Here is a 17,660-nt window from a genome sequence, read left to right on the forward strand (position 1 = left end):
CGACTATGGATACCCGTCACCCTCCCGTTCGTTTCTCGCAGCGTCTGATCAGCTGGATTGTCTGCGGCCTGATGATCTGGCAACCGATGGCTCCTGCCGTCGCGGCGGCGCTCACGCCGACCGGGCAGACCACGGTGGATCGGGCGGGGAACGGGGTTCCGGTCATCAATATCGCCACGCCGAACGGGGCGGGTATTTCGCATAACCAGTTCCAGGATTACAACGTCGGCAAAGAGGGGCTTATCCTCAATAACGGCACGGACCGCTTAACCCAGACCCAGCTGGGCGGGCTTATCCAGAACAACCCCAACCTGCAGGCCGGGCGGGAAGCGAAAGGCATCATCAACGAAGTCACGGGAGCCAGCCGCTCGCAATTGCAGGGCTATACGGAAGTCGCCGGCAAGGCGGCAAACGTCATGGTGGCTAACCCGTACGGTATCACCTGTAACGGATGCGGGTTTATCAACACCCCCAATGCCACGCTGACTACGGGTAAACCGCAGTTTGACGCTAACGGTAACCTGCTGGCGCTGGATGTAACGAAAGGGGCCATCACGGTTGAAGGCCAGGGGCTGGACGCCAGCAGGAGCGACGCGCTGTCGATTATTGCGCGCGCAACGGAAGTGAACGCCGCGATTCACGCGAACGACCTGAAGGTGACGGCGGGGGCGAACCGCGTTGGCGCAGATGGAAGCGTTAAGCCGATTGCCGGTGAGGGGGCAGCACCCGTCGTGGCTGTGGATACCGGCGCGCTCGGCGGGATGTATGCCAACCGTATCCGCCTGGTCTCCAGCGAGGCGGGCGTGGGGGTGAACCTCGGCAACCTCAACGCGCGGCAGGGGGATATTCAGCTTGATGCGGGCGGCAAACTGACGGTCTCGAACAGCCTTGCCAGCGGAACGATCGCCGCCAGCGGCGCGGGGGTGGCCCTCAACGGCAGCCATCAGGCCGGTGGCGCGCTGAACGTGACCAGCTCGCAGGATGTGGAACTCAATAACAGCACGCTCGCCAGCAGCGGCGATATGCGCCTTTCCGGTGAGGGAAAAGTGCAGATGACGGGCGGCGGGACGAACAGCGCGGGCGCGCTGGCGGTCGTGGGCAGGCAGGGGATTGCGCTTTCGGATGCGACGCTGACAGGCCAGACCGACACCATGCTGTCTACCGACGGCAGCCTGACGCAGCGCGGCGGCAGCATCACCAGTAAAGGCGCGCTCAGCGTGGCGGCCGGAAAGGATATCGCGCTGACCAGTACCCGCGTCGGCAGCGATACCCGCACCACGCTGACCGGCGGCACGCTGTCAGCCACGGGCAGTGCGATCTCGGCAGGGGAGAACCTTGCGCTGAGCGTCGGACAGCTGGTGCTGGACGGCCAGAGCCGGGCCGACGCCTCGGGCGATATCCGCCTGACGGGCAGCACCGTCAGTAACCAGGGACAGGTGAATGCGGGGCGCGACATTGTGCTCTCCGGCGACAGGGTGTCAAACGGCGGCCAGCTGGCGGCGAAAGGCCATCTGGATGTGAATGCCGGAGATCTGACGAACGGCGGTGCGGTTCAGGGTAGCGACATCACTTTACGGGGGCAGACGGTTACCAATAGCGGTACTTTGCAGAGCGCGGGAACGCTGGCGTTGAACGCCGGTACCCTGGAGCAGCAGGGCACGCTGAGCGCGAAAGGGGATGCGAACGTCACGGCGCGGCAAACCCTGCGTAACGGCGGCAGCCTGCTGGCTGACGGCGCGATGAACGTGACAGCAGGCACACTTGAACAGAATGGCACCCTGTCCGGCACGACGGCGCTGACGGCGCAGGCCGATACCCTGACCAGCGGTCAGGCATCCCGTACCACCAGCCAGGGCAACGTCCAGCTTACCGCCAACCGTAGCGCCAACCTGAACGGGCAGACGGACGCGGCGGGGGCATTAACCGTTTCCACCAGCGATCTGATCACCGATCGGGATGCCCGCCTGCAAAGCGGGCAGGCGCTTACCCTTCAGGCGCAGAATGCGACGTTGAACGGCACCCAGGCGGCAAAAGGAGCGCTGTTGGCGACCGCAGGCACGCTGGCGCATGCCGGGAAATCCACCGGTAACACCCTGAATTTTAACGCGACCAACGACCTGACCAGCAGCGGGGAACTTACCGCCGGTACGATCGGCCTCAGCGGACAGAACATCCTCCTGTCCGGCGTCGCAAAAGCGGACCGCATGACCCTGACGGCAGGCGACCGCATCACCACCCGCGGTTCGCTGGTGGCCGATACCCTGTCGCTGGACGGTGCGTCGGTAGAGAACGGCGGGCTGCTGCAGGGAACCACCCTGCTCAATCTGAAGACCGGATCGCTCGTGAACCTGAGTGGGGGATCGGTCTACAGCGCGCAGGATTTAACGCTGAACATCCCGGTGCTGGCTAACAGCGGTCTTATCACCACCGACGGCACGCTGCGCGTCAAAGGCGACACGCTGACAAACCAGGGTGAAATCAACGGCCTCAGTCTGAGCAGCGAATATCTCAACCTGAGCAACAGCGGACGCCTGCTGGCGGACGAGCGGATCACGCTGAACGGCACCACGCTGGTTAACACGGGCAATATTGCGGCCAGCGACCTGCACGTGACGGCGAACAGCCTGCAAAACCAGGGCACCGTTCAGGGGGAAGATACCCTGACGCTCGGCGTGGCAGACATCAGTAACCGTGGCGCGCTGCGCAGCAGCGGAACGCTGAAGCTCAACGGCGACACGCTTGCTAACAGCGGCGAACTCAGCGCCACCGCGCTGCTGTTGAACCTGACCCGTCAGGCCAGCAACGATGCCGACGGGCGGGTGATTGCCCGGGACGGCCTGACCCTGACTACCGCCAGCCTGACGAACGGCGGGCTGATGGCAGGTACCGACGCACAGTTCAACAGCGCGGCAGTCACTAACGGCGGCACGTTGCAGGGCACCCATTCCCTGACGGCGACGGGGGCGCAGCTCAGCAACCAGCAGTCGGGCATGCTGCTCTCCGGTGGCGCGCTCGATCTGCACCACACCACCTTAAACAACGCCGGGCTTTTGCAGGGCAAAACGCTAAACCTGGCCACCGGCGAGTGGATCAACACCGGTAACGCGCTGGGGGAAGCGGGCGTGACGGCGGAGGTGACCGGCGCGCTGACCAACAGCGGCAAGGTTCTCAGCCAGCAGGCGCTGGACGTGCAGGCCGGCAGCACCGATAACCGGGGCCAGCTGCTGGCGAAAGTGCTGACCCTGCGCGGCGATCTGCAGAACAGCGGCCTGCTTCAGGGCAGCAGCACGCTGGCCTGGTCCGGCGATACTTTCGCGAACCAGGCCCAGGGGCAGGTGACGGGCGGCGAGACCCTGACCCTGAGCGGAAAAAACCTCAGCAATGCGGGCAGCCTTCAGGGACGCAGCGCGACGCTTGGCGCAGAGAGCCTGAGCAACCGGGGCAGCGTTCAGGCGCTGGACGCCCTGACGCTTTCCGCCACCGGCAGGCTGGACAACAAAGGGGCTCTGCTCAGCCAGAACCTGTTTACGCTGACGGCGGCGCAGCTGTTTAACGACGGCCAGCTGGCCGGGAAGTCGCTGGCGGTGAACGCCGCGCAGCTGACCAACACCGGCATTCTGCAGGGTAACGACGCGCTGGCGCTGACCACCCACGCGCTGAGTAACAGGAATACCGGACAGCTGGTGAGCGGCAGCAACCTGGATTTACACCTCGACACGCTTGATAACGCCGGTCTGCTGCTGGTGGACGGCGGGTTCACCCTCCGGGGAAGTGACCTGACGAACCAGGGCGATATTCAGGCGCAGAGTCTGGATCTTGGCCTGAGCAACACCCTGACAAATACGGGGAACCTCGTTGCCACTGAAAATGCCATCCTTAACGCAACGATGCTGACCAGCAGCGGCACGGTGGCGGGCAAAACGCTGACCGCAGGCGCAACGGAACTGCGCAACAGCGGCCTGATGCAGGGCAGCAACACCGTTAACGCCACCGCCGATCGCTTTATCAACGAGCTGAACGGCAAATGGCTCTCCGGCGGCGGCTTCACGCTGAAGAGCGGACAGCTGACAAACGCCGGTACGCTGCAGGGCGCGACGCTGGGCATGACGGGCAGCACCCTAACCAACAGCGGCACGGTGAACGGGCTGACGGGACTCAGCGGCACGCTCAGCGGGGCGTTAACAAATACCGGGCTGCTGCAGAGCGGCGGCGCAACCACCTTCACCGCGGACATCCTGGAGAACCCGGGGCGCATCATGGGCGGCACGCTGTCCCTCAACGCTCGCGATCTCAACAACGGCGGGCTGATGCAGGGAACGAACGGCCTGGCGCTCATCGGCACCACGCTGACCACGAGCACGAATTCGCGCACGCTTTCCGGCGGCATGCTGACGCTGGATGCAGGCCTGCTGACCACCCAGGGCACGCTGCAGGGGAACGGCGCAGACGTCCGCGCCACCGATTGGTCGCACGGCGGGTCACTGCTCAGTCAGGGAACGCTGACGGCAAATGCAGGCGGCACGCTGACCTCAAACGGCTCGCTGATGAGCCAGGGCGGAGCGGATATCACCGCCCGGACGCTGGATAACCGCGGGCAGCTTCTCAGCGAGGATAACGTGACGCTCGGCGGCAGCACGCTCAAAAACAGCGGCACCGTGCAGGGGAAAAGCCTCACGCTGAGTCAGAGCAGCATCAACAACCAGGGCACCTTAACCGGCCTGCAGAGCCTGACCCTGCAGGGGCAGCAGCGGCTGATGGCGCGCATGGCGATGGCCGCGCCGCAGCAGGAACTCATTAACGGCGCAGGCGGCAAGCTGCTTACTCAGGGCACCCTGACGATGACGTCCGGCGCGGTGACCAACGCCGGAAGCTGGCAGGCACAAAATATCCTGCTCAACGCCCAGTCGCTCACCAACAGCGGTGCGGTGCAGAGCGCAGACGCGCTGCAGATGACGCTGGTCGACACGCTCACTGGCACCGCAGGCAGCAAGATTACCGCGCTGGGCAGCGCGACGCTGCAGGCTGCCACGCTGGCGAACCAGGGGCAATGGGCGGCGAAAAACCTGACGCTGAAAAGCGGCACGCTCAGCAACAGCGGCGCCATCAGCGGCGTGAACGGCCTGACCCTCAGCCAGACCGGCGCGGTGAGGCAGCAGTCATCCGGCACCCTGCTCTCCGGCGGGGCGCTGAACGTCACGGCGGCCACCGTCACCAGTGACGGGAAGATTCAGGGGAGCACGCTCGGCATCACTACCGGGGCGCTCACCAACGGCGGACGTTTGCAGGGCGATAACGGCGCGACGCTGGCCCTCAGCGGCACGCTGACCAACAACGGCGGGGGCGAAATCGTCAGCCGCGATGGCCTGACGCTGACCACACCCGCGTTGTTTAACTACGGCCTGATCCAGGGCGGCGGCGAGACGTGCGTGACCGCCTCCTCGCAGGCGCGTAATGACGGCAGGCTGCTTTCCGGCGCGCGCCTGACGCTCGGCACGCCGCAGTTCACCGGCACCGGCTGGCTGCAGGCCACTGACCTGATCCTCAATGCGGCGAACGCCACTAACGGCGGCACGTGGGTGGCCGACCGGGCCACCCTGACCGGCACCACGCTTGCCAGCCAGGGCACCACCCAGGCGGGACAGCTGACGGTTAACTACGGCCATCTGAACAACAGCGGCACGCTGCTCGGCAACGCGCAGCTGAATATTAATGCCGACCAGGTGACCCAGAGCGCGGGCGGCAAGCTGCTGAGCGGCGGCAACCTGTGGCTGCAGAGCCGGGGGCTGGACCTCACCGGCCAGCTGGTTTCCCTGGGCGATTTAACGCTGCAGCTGACGAACGCGTTTACCAGCCGGACCGCCGTGGCGGCAGGCCGAACCCTGACCATCAGCAGCGGCGGCGACATCGATAACCGCAGCGTGCTGCAGGGGCAGGCGGTTAACCTCAGCGCGGGCGGGCAGCTCAGCAACAACGGACAAATCACTACCGGCGGCGGTGCCAGTATGCTCTCTGGCAGCAATGTGGCGCTGAACGCCGCGGGCTCGGTGCAGGGCGGGGGCGATATCACCGTGGCCAGCCGGAGCAATATTACCGTCGACGGCTTCACCGGCACGCGCGGCTCGCTGACTCTCAGCGCGCCGGGCGCCATCGTCAACACCGCGCTGCTGTATGCGGCCAATAATCTGGCGCTGTTGGCCGACAGCATCACCAACCAGCGCGGCGACATCATGGCGGGGAACAACCTGTGGATGCAGCGGGATGCGGCGGGGAATGCTAATAGCCAGGTGGTGAATACGTCGGGGAATATTGAGACGCAGGGTGGAAGTCTTAATATTAAAACCATCAACTTACGAAATGAGCGGGAAGGGCTTAAAGCGTCAACTGAGAGTCAGGTACAACCAGTTGATGACTGGATGACAGGTGAGTCGACAATAGATGTACCTGTTACGGCTCTGCCAGATGGAAGTTATGGTTTTTATTCGCGTGAAGTCATTACTGGTCCGGGTGCTGGTAACTGTGGAGCTAATAGTGCATGTAATATCCATCGCTCCACATACTATTATCTGGCTCCTTTTAAAAATACAGTCAGGCAGCGTTTTTCCGGAAGATACAGCACAACTGTTATTACAGGGGGCGATTCTCCAGTAGGGCGTATCGCTTCAGGTAGCGACCTGAATATTCAGGCTTCCAGGCTTGATAATAATGCCAGCAATATATTGGCAAACGGTGATATTCACCTGTCAGGAAATCAATTAAATAACCAGAGCTGGCAGGCAGGTAGTGAGATTGACTACCTGATTTATGAATATAAACCGTTATCTGCATCTGTTGGTTACGCAACAAGTCAGTTAGGCACGGCTGGTAGTAAGAATATAAAATTCAAGAATGATACTATTGAGTACAATCTGGTTGGGCATGAAACAGAATTCCAACCGGGTGAACTCTACCGAGCCGTCATCCAGGCGGGCGGCAACGTCACAGCAAACTTCACCAGCAATATCAGCAATACTAATACCACCGCTAACGCGGGCGGCGTCAGCAACGTTATCTCCGCGCCGTCCCTGAACACCCTCAGCAACCAGACCATCGGCAGCGGGGTGCAAAAACAGGGGCTGAGCAATACCGGTACCGTGGCGGTAAACTCGCCGCAGTGGAACGATCAGCTCCAGGGTGCGCTGCAGCAGCTTAACGGCGGCGGGGCGCTGGAAAATGGCGGTGCGTCCGGCACCTCTCTCAGCAACATTGCTACCACGCAGAAAGGCAAAGCCAATCTCGGCCAGCTGGGCGCCCTGGCGAACGCCGGGGCCACCACCGCCGATCTCAAAACCGCTCAGGGCGGTGCCGTCGGGCATTATCAGGGCCAGCGCGTCGATACCAGCGCCTACCCGCTGCCTTCGGGCAACAACGGCTATTTTGTCTTCAACGACAATCCGAAAAGCCCGTACCTGATCAACATTAACCCGAAACTGAACGGCCTCGGACAGCTCGATCCCACCCTGTTTGCCGACCTGAACGCGATGCTAGGGGTCAAACCGTCGTCCACGGCGCCGCAGGAGACGCGGCTGGCGTTTACCGACGAGAAGCAGTTCCTCGGCTCGTCTTATATGCTGGGTCGCCTCAACCTGAACCCGGATTACGACTACCGCTTCCTGGGCGATGCGGCGTTCGATACCCGCTATGTCTCCAACGTGGTGCTCAACCAGACCGGCAACCGCTACCTGAACGGCATCGGCTCCGATCTGGATCAAATGCGCTATCTGATGGACAACGCCGCGGCGGCGCAGCAGTCTCTGGGCCTGCAGTTTGGCGTCTCGCTGACTGCGGACCAGATTGCCGCGCTCGACCACAGCCTTCTGTGGTGGGAGAAAGCCACCGTCAACGGTGAAACGGTGATGGTGCCGAAACTTTACCTGTCGCCGAAGGACGTCACCGTCAATAACGGCAGCGTGATCGCAGGCAACAACGTCACCCTGAAGGGCGGCAGCATCACCAACAGCGGCAGCTCGCTGCTGGCGAATAACAGCCTGACGCTCGACAGCCAGAACAGCATCAGCAACCTCAACAGCGGCCTGATGAAAGCGGGCGGCGACCTGAACCTGAGCGCCATCGGCGACATCAATAACATCAGCTCCACCATCAGCGGTAAAACGGTCGCGCTGGAGAGCCTGGACGGCAGCATCAACAACCTGACCCAGGTTGAGCAGATTGATATCAATGCCAAAGGGAAATACAGCAACATCAGCCTGAAAGACACGCTTCTGGGCAACACGGCGTCCATTACCGCACAGGATGGCCTGTCGCTTGAGGCGGGGAAAAACATCACCGTGACCGGGGCGAACCTGGCCTCCGGCGGCGACATGCTGCTGAACGCGTGGGGCGATATTGCCGTCAACGCGAATCAGATCAACGACGCATACAGCTCCAGCCGGGAGAAAACCAGCCGCTCGTCCGTCACGTATCAGGGCAGTAACGTCACCGCGGGGGGCAACCTGCTGGTGAATGCCGGGCACAACCTTGACGTGACCGCCAGCGACCTGAAGGCGGGCGGTAGCGCGGGGCTGAGTGCGGGCAACGATCTCAACCTGAACGCGGCACAGACCAGCGAAAGCAGCCAGAAAGGGAAAAGCGAATCCCACAGCACCGGAATCGACCGCACCACGATTTCCGCAGGCGATAACCTGGTGCTAAAGGCCGGGCAGGATATCAACGCTCAGGCCGCCGCGCTGGCGGCGGAGAAAAATGTCGGGCTGCAGGCGGGTCGCGACGTGAATCTGGCTGCGGAAGAGACCACGCAGGGCGACAGCTACAGGTCAGGCAAGAAAACCGTTATTAACGAGTCGGTGCGTCAGCTGGGAACTGACATCACGGCGGGTGGGAATGCGACGGTTGTCGCCGGACGGGATGTGACCGCGCAGGCAGCGGATATCTATGCCGCAGGCAATACGGCTGTGGCCGCCGGGCGGGATATCACCCTTACCACGGCGACCGAAAGTGACTATGCATACCGGGAAGAGAAAAAGACGTCCGGCGGGTTCCTGCGTAAAAAAACGACTCACACCATCCATGAAGAAACGCACACACGTGAGAAAGGTACGCAGCTTTCCGGCGACAACGTTGCTCTCCAGGCAGGTAACAACCTGACGGTGCAGGGCTCGTCGGTTGCTGCGGAGCGCGATGTGGCCCTGAAGGCTGGAAATGATCTGACGGTGGAGGCAGCAACCAACACCGACACGTTCTACGACATGAAGAAGACGAAGAAATCCGGTGTGTTCTCCAGCGGGTCGGGATTGGGTATCACCATCGGGTCGCAGTCTTCGAAATCCACCCGACAGGGGGCAAATACGACGCAGAGCGATGCCCGCAGTACGGTGGGTACCTCTGGCGGTAATGTCATCATCAGCGCCGGAAATAACGTCCAGCTGAGTGCAACAGATGTGGTTGCCGGAAGAGCGAAGGATGATGCCTCCCGTAAAACTGGCCATATCGATATCACTGGCGACAGCATCGCCATCCTTCCTGGACGGGATACGACCACTGAGTCCATGAAGCAGGAGGCTAAATCGTCTGGCGTAACGGTCAGTGTGAAAGCGCCATTCGAAGACACGGTGCGTAACGTGCGCGATATCGTGCGCGGTAAGGGCAACAGTGGCAACAGCACCGTTGATAAAGTGAAGGGGCTGGGGGCAGAAGGCGGTGCGCTCGGGCTTGACGGACCAGGGCAGATGATGGCCATTGCCGCAGGCAGCAGCCGGTCTTCCTCTGAGTCGTACTACGAGGGCGAGTTTAACAGCGGCAGCCATCTTGCCGCCGCAGGCAATATCCAGATGACTGCCACCGGTAAACAGGGAGGCAGCAACAGCGGCAATATCCTGATTGCCGGGAGCCAGGCTAAGGCCGGTGAAACGGTGATCCTCGATGCGAAACGCGACGTTGATATCACCACCTCCACAGACAGCGAGAAAAACAGCAGCAGCGCTAAAAATAGCGGCTGGAATCTTTCGAGCGACCTGAGTGCCGGAAGTGCTGTTCGCGCCATCTCGGGTGGGGGTTCCCACGGCAATCAGCTCCTGCCGGGCGGGATGAGCAAGGCGGAGAACAACAGTAGCGGCACCCGGACCACACAAAACGCGTCGGTCATTCAGGGCTCAGATATTTACGTTAACAGTCGTGACGGCAGCGTGAATATCAGCGGCAGCCGGATGACCGCCACGGATGATCTGTTGCTGTCAGCCACAAATGGAGATATCTCCGTTTCAGCCGGACGCGATACATCACGTAATGAGAGCAGCGGCAGCAGCAAATCGCTGGGAACGCTGGGAGGCGATGGTTACAGCGCTACAGCAGGCTACCGCCATGAAAAAAACAGCAGTCGGGAAGATAGCAGCCTCGAAAACGGATTGCGCAGCCAGCTAAGCAGCAAAAACGGTAACGTTGTCGCACAGGCAGGTAACGATCTCTCCCTGTCAGGTACGGATATCCGTGCCGGTAAATCGGTCTCACTCAGTGGCGAAAATGTACTCATGGGCGTGAGCCGGGATACCCGTGACGGTGAAAACCACAGCAGCAGCGCCCAGTATGGTGTGACGGCATCTGCTGGTGGTTGGGCTGTCGATGCTGCAAAAGCCGCTGAGACGGCTGCCCGCAGCGCAGAAAACGGCGATGACCCTAGGCTGACCGCCATCAGAACAGGCCAGTCGGCGGCAACCGCGGCACAGGGCGCGATGTCGGACTCGTCGCTCATCAAAGCTAAAGTGTCTTTAACGGCGGGGACGTCATCACAGGACAGTCGTTACCATAGTACGGACACGCAGGGCACCACCATTACTGCCGGTGAGAATGTCTCTGTCCGAGCCGGAAATGACATTGCCGGCACGGGGGTGCAGATCGCGGGTAAACACGTGGCGCTGGAAGCGGGTCGGGATATTCTGCTGGCGGCCTCCCAGAACACAACCACCTCTGAGAGCAAAAACAGCGGTAGCCAGTTTAGCGTGGGGGCTGGTGTGAGCCTGATTGGTGCGCAAAACGGCATCTCGGTGGAGCTGGGGGCGTCACAGCATAAGGGTAAGGAAAACAGCCAGTCGCAGCGCAATACCAACAGCGTTGTCCATGCTGATGAACAGCTCACGGTGAACAGCGGACGCGACACCACCCTGAAAGGCGCGGAGCTGGAAGGTAACCGCGTGGTGGTGAACACTGGACGCGATCTCACCATCAGCAGCGTGCAGGATACGGCCAGTTATGACAGTAAGCAGTCTTCGTCAGGCGCGTCCCTCAGTCTGTGCATACCGCCACTGTGTTATGGTGCCTCTTCCGGTAGCGTCAGTGCATCGGGTGAGAATATCACTCAGAATGGTAAGAGCGTTGCTGAACAGAGCGGGATATTCGCAGGCAAGGGCGGCTTTGCTGTCACCACCGGAAATCATACCCAGCTTGACGGCGCGGTGATTGCATCCACGGCGTCTGCTGATAAAAATAGCCTCGACACCGGTACGCTGGGTTTCAGTAATCTCCACAACGAGAGCCAGACCAGCGGCAACGGCTACACGGTGGCGCTTTCCGGCAGCGCGGGTGGCAGCGGAAACGGTGAAAACCGCAACCTGGCACCGGCCATCGGTACGGGCCAGGCAGAAGAGAGCCACACCGGCACGACCTCATCAGCGGTGAGTGGCGGTAGCATTGTCATTCGCAACCCGGCGGGACAGAAACAGGATATTGCTGACCTGAGCCGTGATACGGCTGACACCCACCACGGCGTGGACGTGAACGGTGATGTGCAGAAGGTCAGGGATAACCTGGCGGTCCAAAGCGAAGGCGCGGCGCTGGCCACATCTGCGCTGGATGCTTACGGCAAGTATGCGGAGCAGAAAGCGCGGGAATCCAATGCGGCGCTGGGCGCGAAGCTGGCATCTGAAGGAAAACTGCAAGGCGATACGCCGCAGGAGCAGGAAGCGTTCCTGAAGACGCAGCCCGGATACCAGAATACCGAGTACGGTCCGGGGAGTGCCTTCTGGACGAAGGGCAGCGCAGCGGCGGGATTACTGGCAGGTGCGCTTGGTGGTAACCTGAAGGCAGGCGCGGCAGCGGGGGCGGCCCCTCTGCTGGCGACCCTGGTCAAGGAGCAGAAGGACCCGACAGCCCGTGCCGCGCTGCACGGTATTGTGGCCGCGGCGCTGACGCAGCTGAGTGGCGGGAGCAGTGCGGATGGCCTGAAGGCCGGAGCCATCGGTGCCATTACGGCCTCGGCGATGACCGACCATCTGGTCAGTGCGTTGTATGGAGATAAAAAATCCAGTGACCTGACAGCGGATGAGAAACGGCTGGTCAGTAGCCTCGTGAGTATCGCGGGAGGTCTGGCGGGCGCTGCGGTGACGGATGGCAGTGTCTCCATGGCGGCGATGGCGTCGGAAACGGCGAAGGTGGAGGTTGAGAATAATTCGCTGAGTAAACTCGCCCTTGAAGGATGTGCTATCGCAGCGCCCTGCCGGACGAAAGTTGCTGAGCAGTTGCTGGAAATCGGGGTGAAAGCCGGTATTACTGGCGCTGCGGCGAAAACACTTGCCGACAAACTGACTACTGATGAACTGGATCATCTTGTTACCCTGGAAATGATGGGCAATGATGAGATCACCAGTAAGTATCTCAGTTCGTTGCAGGATAAGTACGGTTCCGGGAGTAATTCGAATCCGAATATTGGCAAGGATCTGACGGATGGTGAGAAGGCAGAGCTGGGTGGCGCGGGATCAGGCACGCCGGGAGGCTGGGAGCCGCAGGATGAGGAGAATGCGCGGAGCACTGAATCTCAACCAAATAAATCCGATGTCAATAATATATCTTCCCTACCTGTCGAAGAACAGATAGGTATATTGAGGGATGCGGCAAAAGGGAACAAAGGTAATTTTGGTTTAGGCCAGGCTACTGCTAAGGACGCTAACGCATTAGGTGAAGCATGGGTAGGGCCAGGGTATAGAGTATCTAGTGATGGTACCGCATGGGTAAGTTCTGATGGGTTGAGAGTTTATCGCCCACCTTCATCTAAACCAAATAGTCCTCATGCCACGACTGGGGTTCAGGCCAATTTTGAACAAAAACTGACGCCAACGGGAAGACCTATTAGCAATGGACATCTGGATATAACTAAATGAATATTGAATTGAAAGGGCTGAGATCGCTGGAACTGGAAGATAGTTTAATAAACTATTGGCCAACCGATCCTGTCAACTTTAGTTGTTGGATCAGAGCAATGATCGGACCCAATGATCAAGACGGTGCTGAAGCTTTTGATATGTTGGTATGTACGCCAATTTGGCTTCAAAACGAGCTAATATCAAATACGGTTTTGTCTGGTAAAGGAATGATCATTGTCGAAGAATATGATTATGATGAGATCCTTTCTTACGTAGAGAAAAAGGTCATTGCCTGCAATGATAGTGATTGGTCAAAAGCAGCCATCAAATTAAGTCGACTCAGTTTCTGGGAATATGAAGATTATCAGCCTTAAGTAGTAGAGATCCCGGCCACCGGGCCGGGATCTTCTTTTAGCCGTCAGGCTCACCTAAAATGCCCGTCCCGGCCCCTAATCACCGGCACATCGCCGATATCGTTTAGCACTCCCGCTGCACCACGCTGGGTTTCAGTAATTTCCACAACGAGAGCCAGACCAGCGGCAACAGCTATACGGTGGCGCTTTCCGATAGCGCGGGTGGCAGCAACCGCAACCTGGCTCCGGCCATCGGTACGGGCCATGGAGAAGAGAGCCAGACCGGGACGACCTCATCAGCGGTGAGTGGCGGTAGCATTGTCATTCGCAACCCGGCGGAACAAAAACAGGATATTGCTGACCTGAGCTGTGATACGGCTGATGCCCACCCCGGCGTGGACGTGAACGGTGATGTGCAAAAGGTCAGGGATAACCTGGCGGTCCAGAGCGAAGGCGCGGCGCTGGCCACCTCTGCGCTGGATGCTTACGGCAAGTATGCGGAGCAGAAAGCGCGGGAATCCAATGCGGCGCTGGGCGCGAAGCTGGCGTCAGAAGGAAAACTGCAGGGCGATACGCCGCAGGAGCAGGAAGCGTTCCTGAAGACGCAGCCCGGATATCAGAATACCGAGTACGGTCCGGGGAGTGCCTTCTGGACGAAGGGCAGCGCAGCGGCGGGATTACTGGCGGGTGCGCTTGGCGGTAACCTGAAGGCAGGCGCGGCAGCGGGGGCTGCCCCTCTTCTGGCGTCCCTGGTCAAGGAGCAGAAGGACCCGACAGCCCGTGCCGCGCTGCACGGTATTGTGGCTGCGGCGCTGACGCAACTGAGTGGCGGGAGCAGTACGGATGGCCTGAAGGCCGGAGCCATCGGTGCCATTACGGCCTCGGCGATGACCGACCATCTGGTCAGTGCGTTGTATGGAGATAAAAAATCCAGTGACCTGACAGCGGATGAGAAACGGCTGGTCAGTAGCCTCGTGAGTATCGCGGGAGGTCTGGCGGGCGCTGCGGTGACGGATGGCAGTGTCTCCATGGCGGCGATGGCGTCGGAAACGGCGAAGGTGGAGGTTGAGAATAACTCGCTGGCCGGGGACCAGGCCCGTGCAGCGGCGAAGCAGGCTGCTGAATCCCTGAAAAATCAGGTAAGAGACAAGCTGGGCGAAGGTACAACTTCTGCCATCGCGAACGCTATTATCAATGGTCTTGCTGAAACCGGCGATGCAGCATTAGGTTCAGCGGATTATGCTGCTGATGCGGCAATGGCGCTGGCTTCCTGTGCTGCGGGTGACAGCTACTGCACTAAGGCCATGAGTGATCTGGCCGGGAAAAATCAGGCAGTGGCGGATAGCGTTACGGCGCTGATGCAGAGTGAAACCTGGTCAGCGGTTGCGGATACGGTTAAACAGGCGGCCGGAGGAAATCAGGCAGCGCTGGAAGCCACCGGGGGAATGCTGGCTGGCATTATGCTGCCGGGTAAGAAAATACCAAACACAACAAACCGAATTGAAACGATACTTAAATCTGAGAAAAGCTGGGAAAGTGCACGAAACAAGGCATTGGATATTGTAGGTAATTTAGGGGCCGACTCTAAACCTGTCATAGGGCGATTGGAGGTAAGTGCAGGTAATGGAAAAGTAATTGGGCGTCAATCCAGTGATGGTAAAGTTGGCTGGCGTGTTGATTATGATCCTGAAAAAGGAACTCATATCAATATATGGGATTACTCTAAAGGAAAAGGGCCGGGAAAAGCAGTCAAGCAGGTAATCCCTTTTGAAGGTAATGAAAAATCATTTGAAACCATATTGAAACAGTTAAATAGGTAGAAAAAATGACTCTATTTGATGAATGTAAAGAAGCCCTTAGTGCTGATTTCAATGTGCTTGAAGGTCAGTGTGAGAAGGATGTTATTGATATTTTGCATGAATTCCCATTTCTTAAGGGGAATTTAATGTGGGAAAGCATTAATTATTCGGATTATGATGATATAAATGCTCTTGTATCCGATGAAAATAGAAATGACGATGTGTTCGTTTTTGTCGATGATATTAATGTCCCTATTTTCAGGACTAAACTATTTTTGCTCGCTGAGAATGTTTATGACGTTATGGCATTGTCACCAAAGTTATTTATTTTTAACAAAAAAATTATATTGCAGCCTTTATTTCCAACTGAAATAATCCGTTTGGGTATAAAGAATTAACTGCACTTTAACAATTGCTATGATGCGGGTTCCTGGCTGGAAGGCCACGACGGGGCGGTAGCGTGCCGTAAGCAAATCGCATATCGGGGCCTGATGGTCGGATAGCGAAAAGGTGTCGGAGAAAATTCAGGCTAATCAAATGAAATGACAGAGAATAATTGGTTATATCAGCAATCCTCGCAACGGATAAAGTTGTTATTGAGAATAACTCGCTGAAGAGCATGATGTGCGCGGAAAGTCCTTGGGACTGCCGCGATAATCCGCTGATTGAAGGTGGAGGCTCCAGAGGTGCTTACAATCCTACAGGTAGAAGTGGTAATCCCATGAATACCAAAGGTTCTAATTCACCTGCGGTAATTGGTGAGCGAGCATATTCAGCTCATGCTGTTGATCGTATGCAAGGGCGTTGCGTCCCGCCTTCAGCAGTAGAAAATACAATAAAGACAGGAAACATTTATCCGACAAAACCTGGAACTACGGGATATTACGATGCAACCAACAATCTTCGGGTAATAATTAACACTAATACAGGCGATGTTGTAACTGTAATTCCGGGAGCACCTACGAAATGAATGATCGCTTTTTATATGAGCAAGTTAGAACAGTTTTATTACAAGAATGGGATCCTATAGGTATCAATGATCTCATTGAGGCCAGTGATGAATATGATGCATATGTACAGCCTATTTGTGAGATGTTATACGCGGGAAAAGAAATCGAAGATATTTATCAATATTTACATTGGGTTGCTACGGATCATATGTGTTTGAATGGAGATAGTGATTTGGATCGTATAATTGCTGAAAAGTTATTTTATTTGCCAAAAACTCACTAAGATAATAAATCCCGTCCACCGGGCCGGGATCTTCTTTTAGCCGTCAGGCTCACCTAAAATACCCGTCCCGGCCCCTAATCACCAGCACATCGCCGATATCGTTCAGCACTCCCGCTGCACCAAGCTGGGTTTCGGTAATCTCCACAACGGTTGCCAGACCAGCGGCAACAGCTATACGGTGGCGCTTTCCGGCTGCGCGGGTGGCAGAGGAAACGGTGAAAACCGCAACCTGGCACCGGCCATCGGTACGGGCCAGGCAGAAGACATTGCTACCTCCCCCGATACCCAATGGTTTGCTCAGACCGAAGCTGGTGGGGCGTATACAAACGCAGGAAGGCCGGCAAGGTGGGTTGCCTGGGAAGAACGAGATGGTGTAAGAGTTCGTGTGGTATACGAGCCCGCTAGTGGGAAAATTGTAACAGCGTTCCCGGATAGTAATCCGATTCCTCCAACTTTAAAGCCTATTAAAAAATAGTGTGGGTGAAATGGATATTAATGACGAAATTAGACAATTTGGTGAAGGATTAAAAGATCGTCTGGAACCTTCGTTAGTTGACTTTGCCCTTGGTTATCTTGGGTTTTCAGAGAATGTATTAGCATTCGAAACGCTATGTGATCATATTGCTGATCATGATGTTGTGATCAGTAAAGATGAGTACACGCAAGTGCTTAAAATAGCTAATGATCTTGGTCTGGAAATTGATAGTCGGTATACATATATAAATCCAGAAAAATAACCCTTAAAACGTACAAATGCTCCCAACACCAACGTCAGGAGCATTTTAAAAAGATTTAGAAATGCGCAAAGGAAATATTTCGTGCCGCAAGAAAGCGGATGTAACTAACTGTATGCAGCGATACAGACTCGCTAAGAAGTCAAATGCAAGAGTATGGATAAATTACTGAGCAGGATCTACGTTTCCTGTAAGAATTTAGACGTTAATTTCCGATTAGACAGGCGATTCTACTTTAGGTAAATTCTGCTAGTGATCCCAGTTCTAGAGCCGAGAATTGTTTACCAGTCATCAAGGTTATTAAAAATGCCCTTCCCTTAAACCCCCGACGCCCCCCCAGCATATCCCACCAGAACCATCCCCTCCCCACATAAAAACCACGCCCCCTCAGCAAAAACTTGCAATTGTCTTACATAT

General features: G+C 57.7%; 8 protein-coding genes. All 8 read left to right on the forward strand.

The genetic code is table 11. From position 1 onward, the window contains the following. Positions 1-5 precede the first annotated feature (5 nt). The 8 genes from HBM95_00295 (at position 6) to HBM95_00330 (ending at position 17,246) form a co-directional block, all read left to right on the forward strand. Positions 6-13,142 carry a filamentous hemagglutinin N-terminal domain-containing protein gene (locus HBM95_00295; GenBank protein ID NIH41392.1) on the forward strand — a complete coding sequence of 4,379 codons (13,137 nt, stop codon included), beginning with the start codon at positions 6-8 and terminating at the stop codon, positions 13,140-13,142. Then, entirely contained in the window at positions 13,139-13,498 is a 360-nt protein-coding gene (locus HBM95_00300) for a hypothetical protein (protein ID NIH41393.1), read from the forward strand. The genes HBM95_00295 and HBM95_00300 overlap by 4 nt, the downstream gene beginning before the upstream one ends. An 866-nt stretch (positions 13,499-14,364) precedes the next feature. Beyond that, the gene (locus tag HBM95_00305) at positions 14,365-15,297 is read left to right on the forward strand and encodes a VENN motif pre-toxin domain-containing protein (GenBank protein NIH41394.1); all 933 of its coding nucleotides are present in this window, start codon (positions 14,365-14,367) and stop codon (positions 15,295-15,297) included. A 5-nt stretch (positions 15,298-15,302) separates the two neighbouring features. Further along, positions 15,303-15,674, forward strand: coding sequence for a hypothetical protein (locus HBM95_00310; GenBank protein ID NIH41395.1), 372 nt, complete (start codon positions 15,303-15,305; stop codon positions 15,672-15,674). Positions 15,675-15,997: 323 nt separating this feature from the next. Next, the gene (locus HBM95_00315; protein ID NIH41396.1) at positions 15,998-16,246 is read left to right on the forward strand and encodes a DUF4258 domain-containing protein; all 249 of its coding nucleotides are present in this window, start codon (positions 15,998-16,000) and stop codon (positions 16,244-16,246) included. Continuing rightward, positions 16,243-16,509, forward strand: a complete 267-nt coding sequence (locus HBM95_00320; GenBank protein NIH41397.1) for a hypothetical protein — start codon at positions 16,243-16,245, stop codon at positions 16,507-16,509. Before HBM95_00315 ends, HBM95_00320 begins: the two co-directional genes overlap by 4 nt. 58 nt (positions 16,510-16,567) lie before the next feature. Continuing rightward, positions 16,568-16,984 (forward strand): EndoU domain-containing protein, encoded by a 417-nt coding sequence (locus HBM95_00325; GenBank protein NIH41398.1) that lies wholly within the window; start codon positions 16,568-16,570, stop codon positions 16,982-16,984. A gap of 10 nt (positions 16,985-16,994) precedes the next feature. Then, positions 16,995-17,246: a MafI family immunity protein gene (locus HBM95_00330; protein ID NIH41399.1), complete on the forward strand. Its 252-nt coding sequence runs from the start codon at positions 16,995-16,997 to the stop codon at positions 17,244-17,246. The last annotated feature ends 414 nt before the right edge of the window (positions 17,247-17,660 follow it).

It is taken from the genome of Enterobacter asburiae (assembly GCA_011754535.1).
Classification (GTDB): Bacteria; Pseudomonadota; Gammaproteobacteria; order Enterobacterales; family Enterobacteriaceae; genus Enterobacter; species Enterobacter cloacae_N.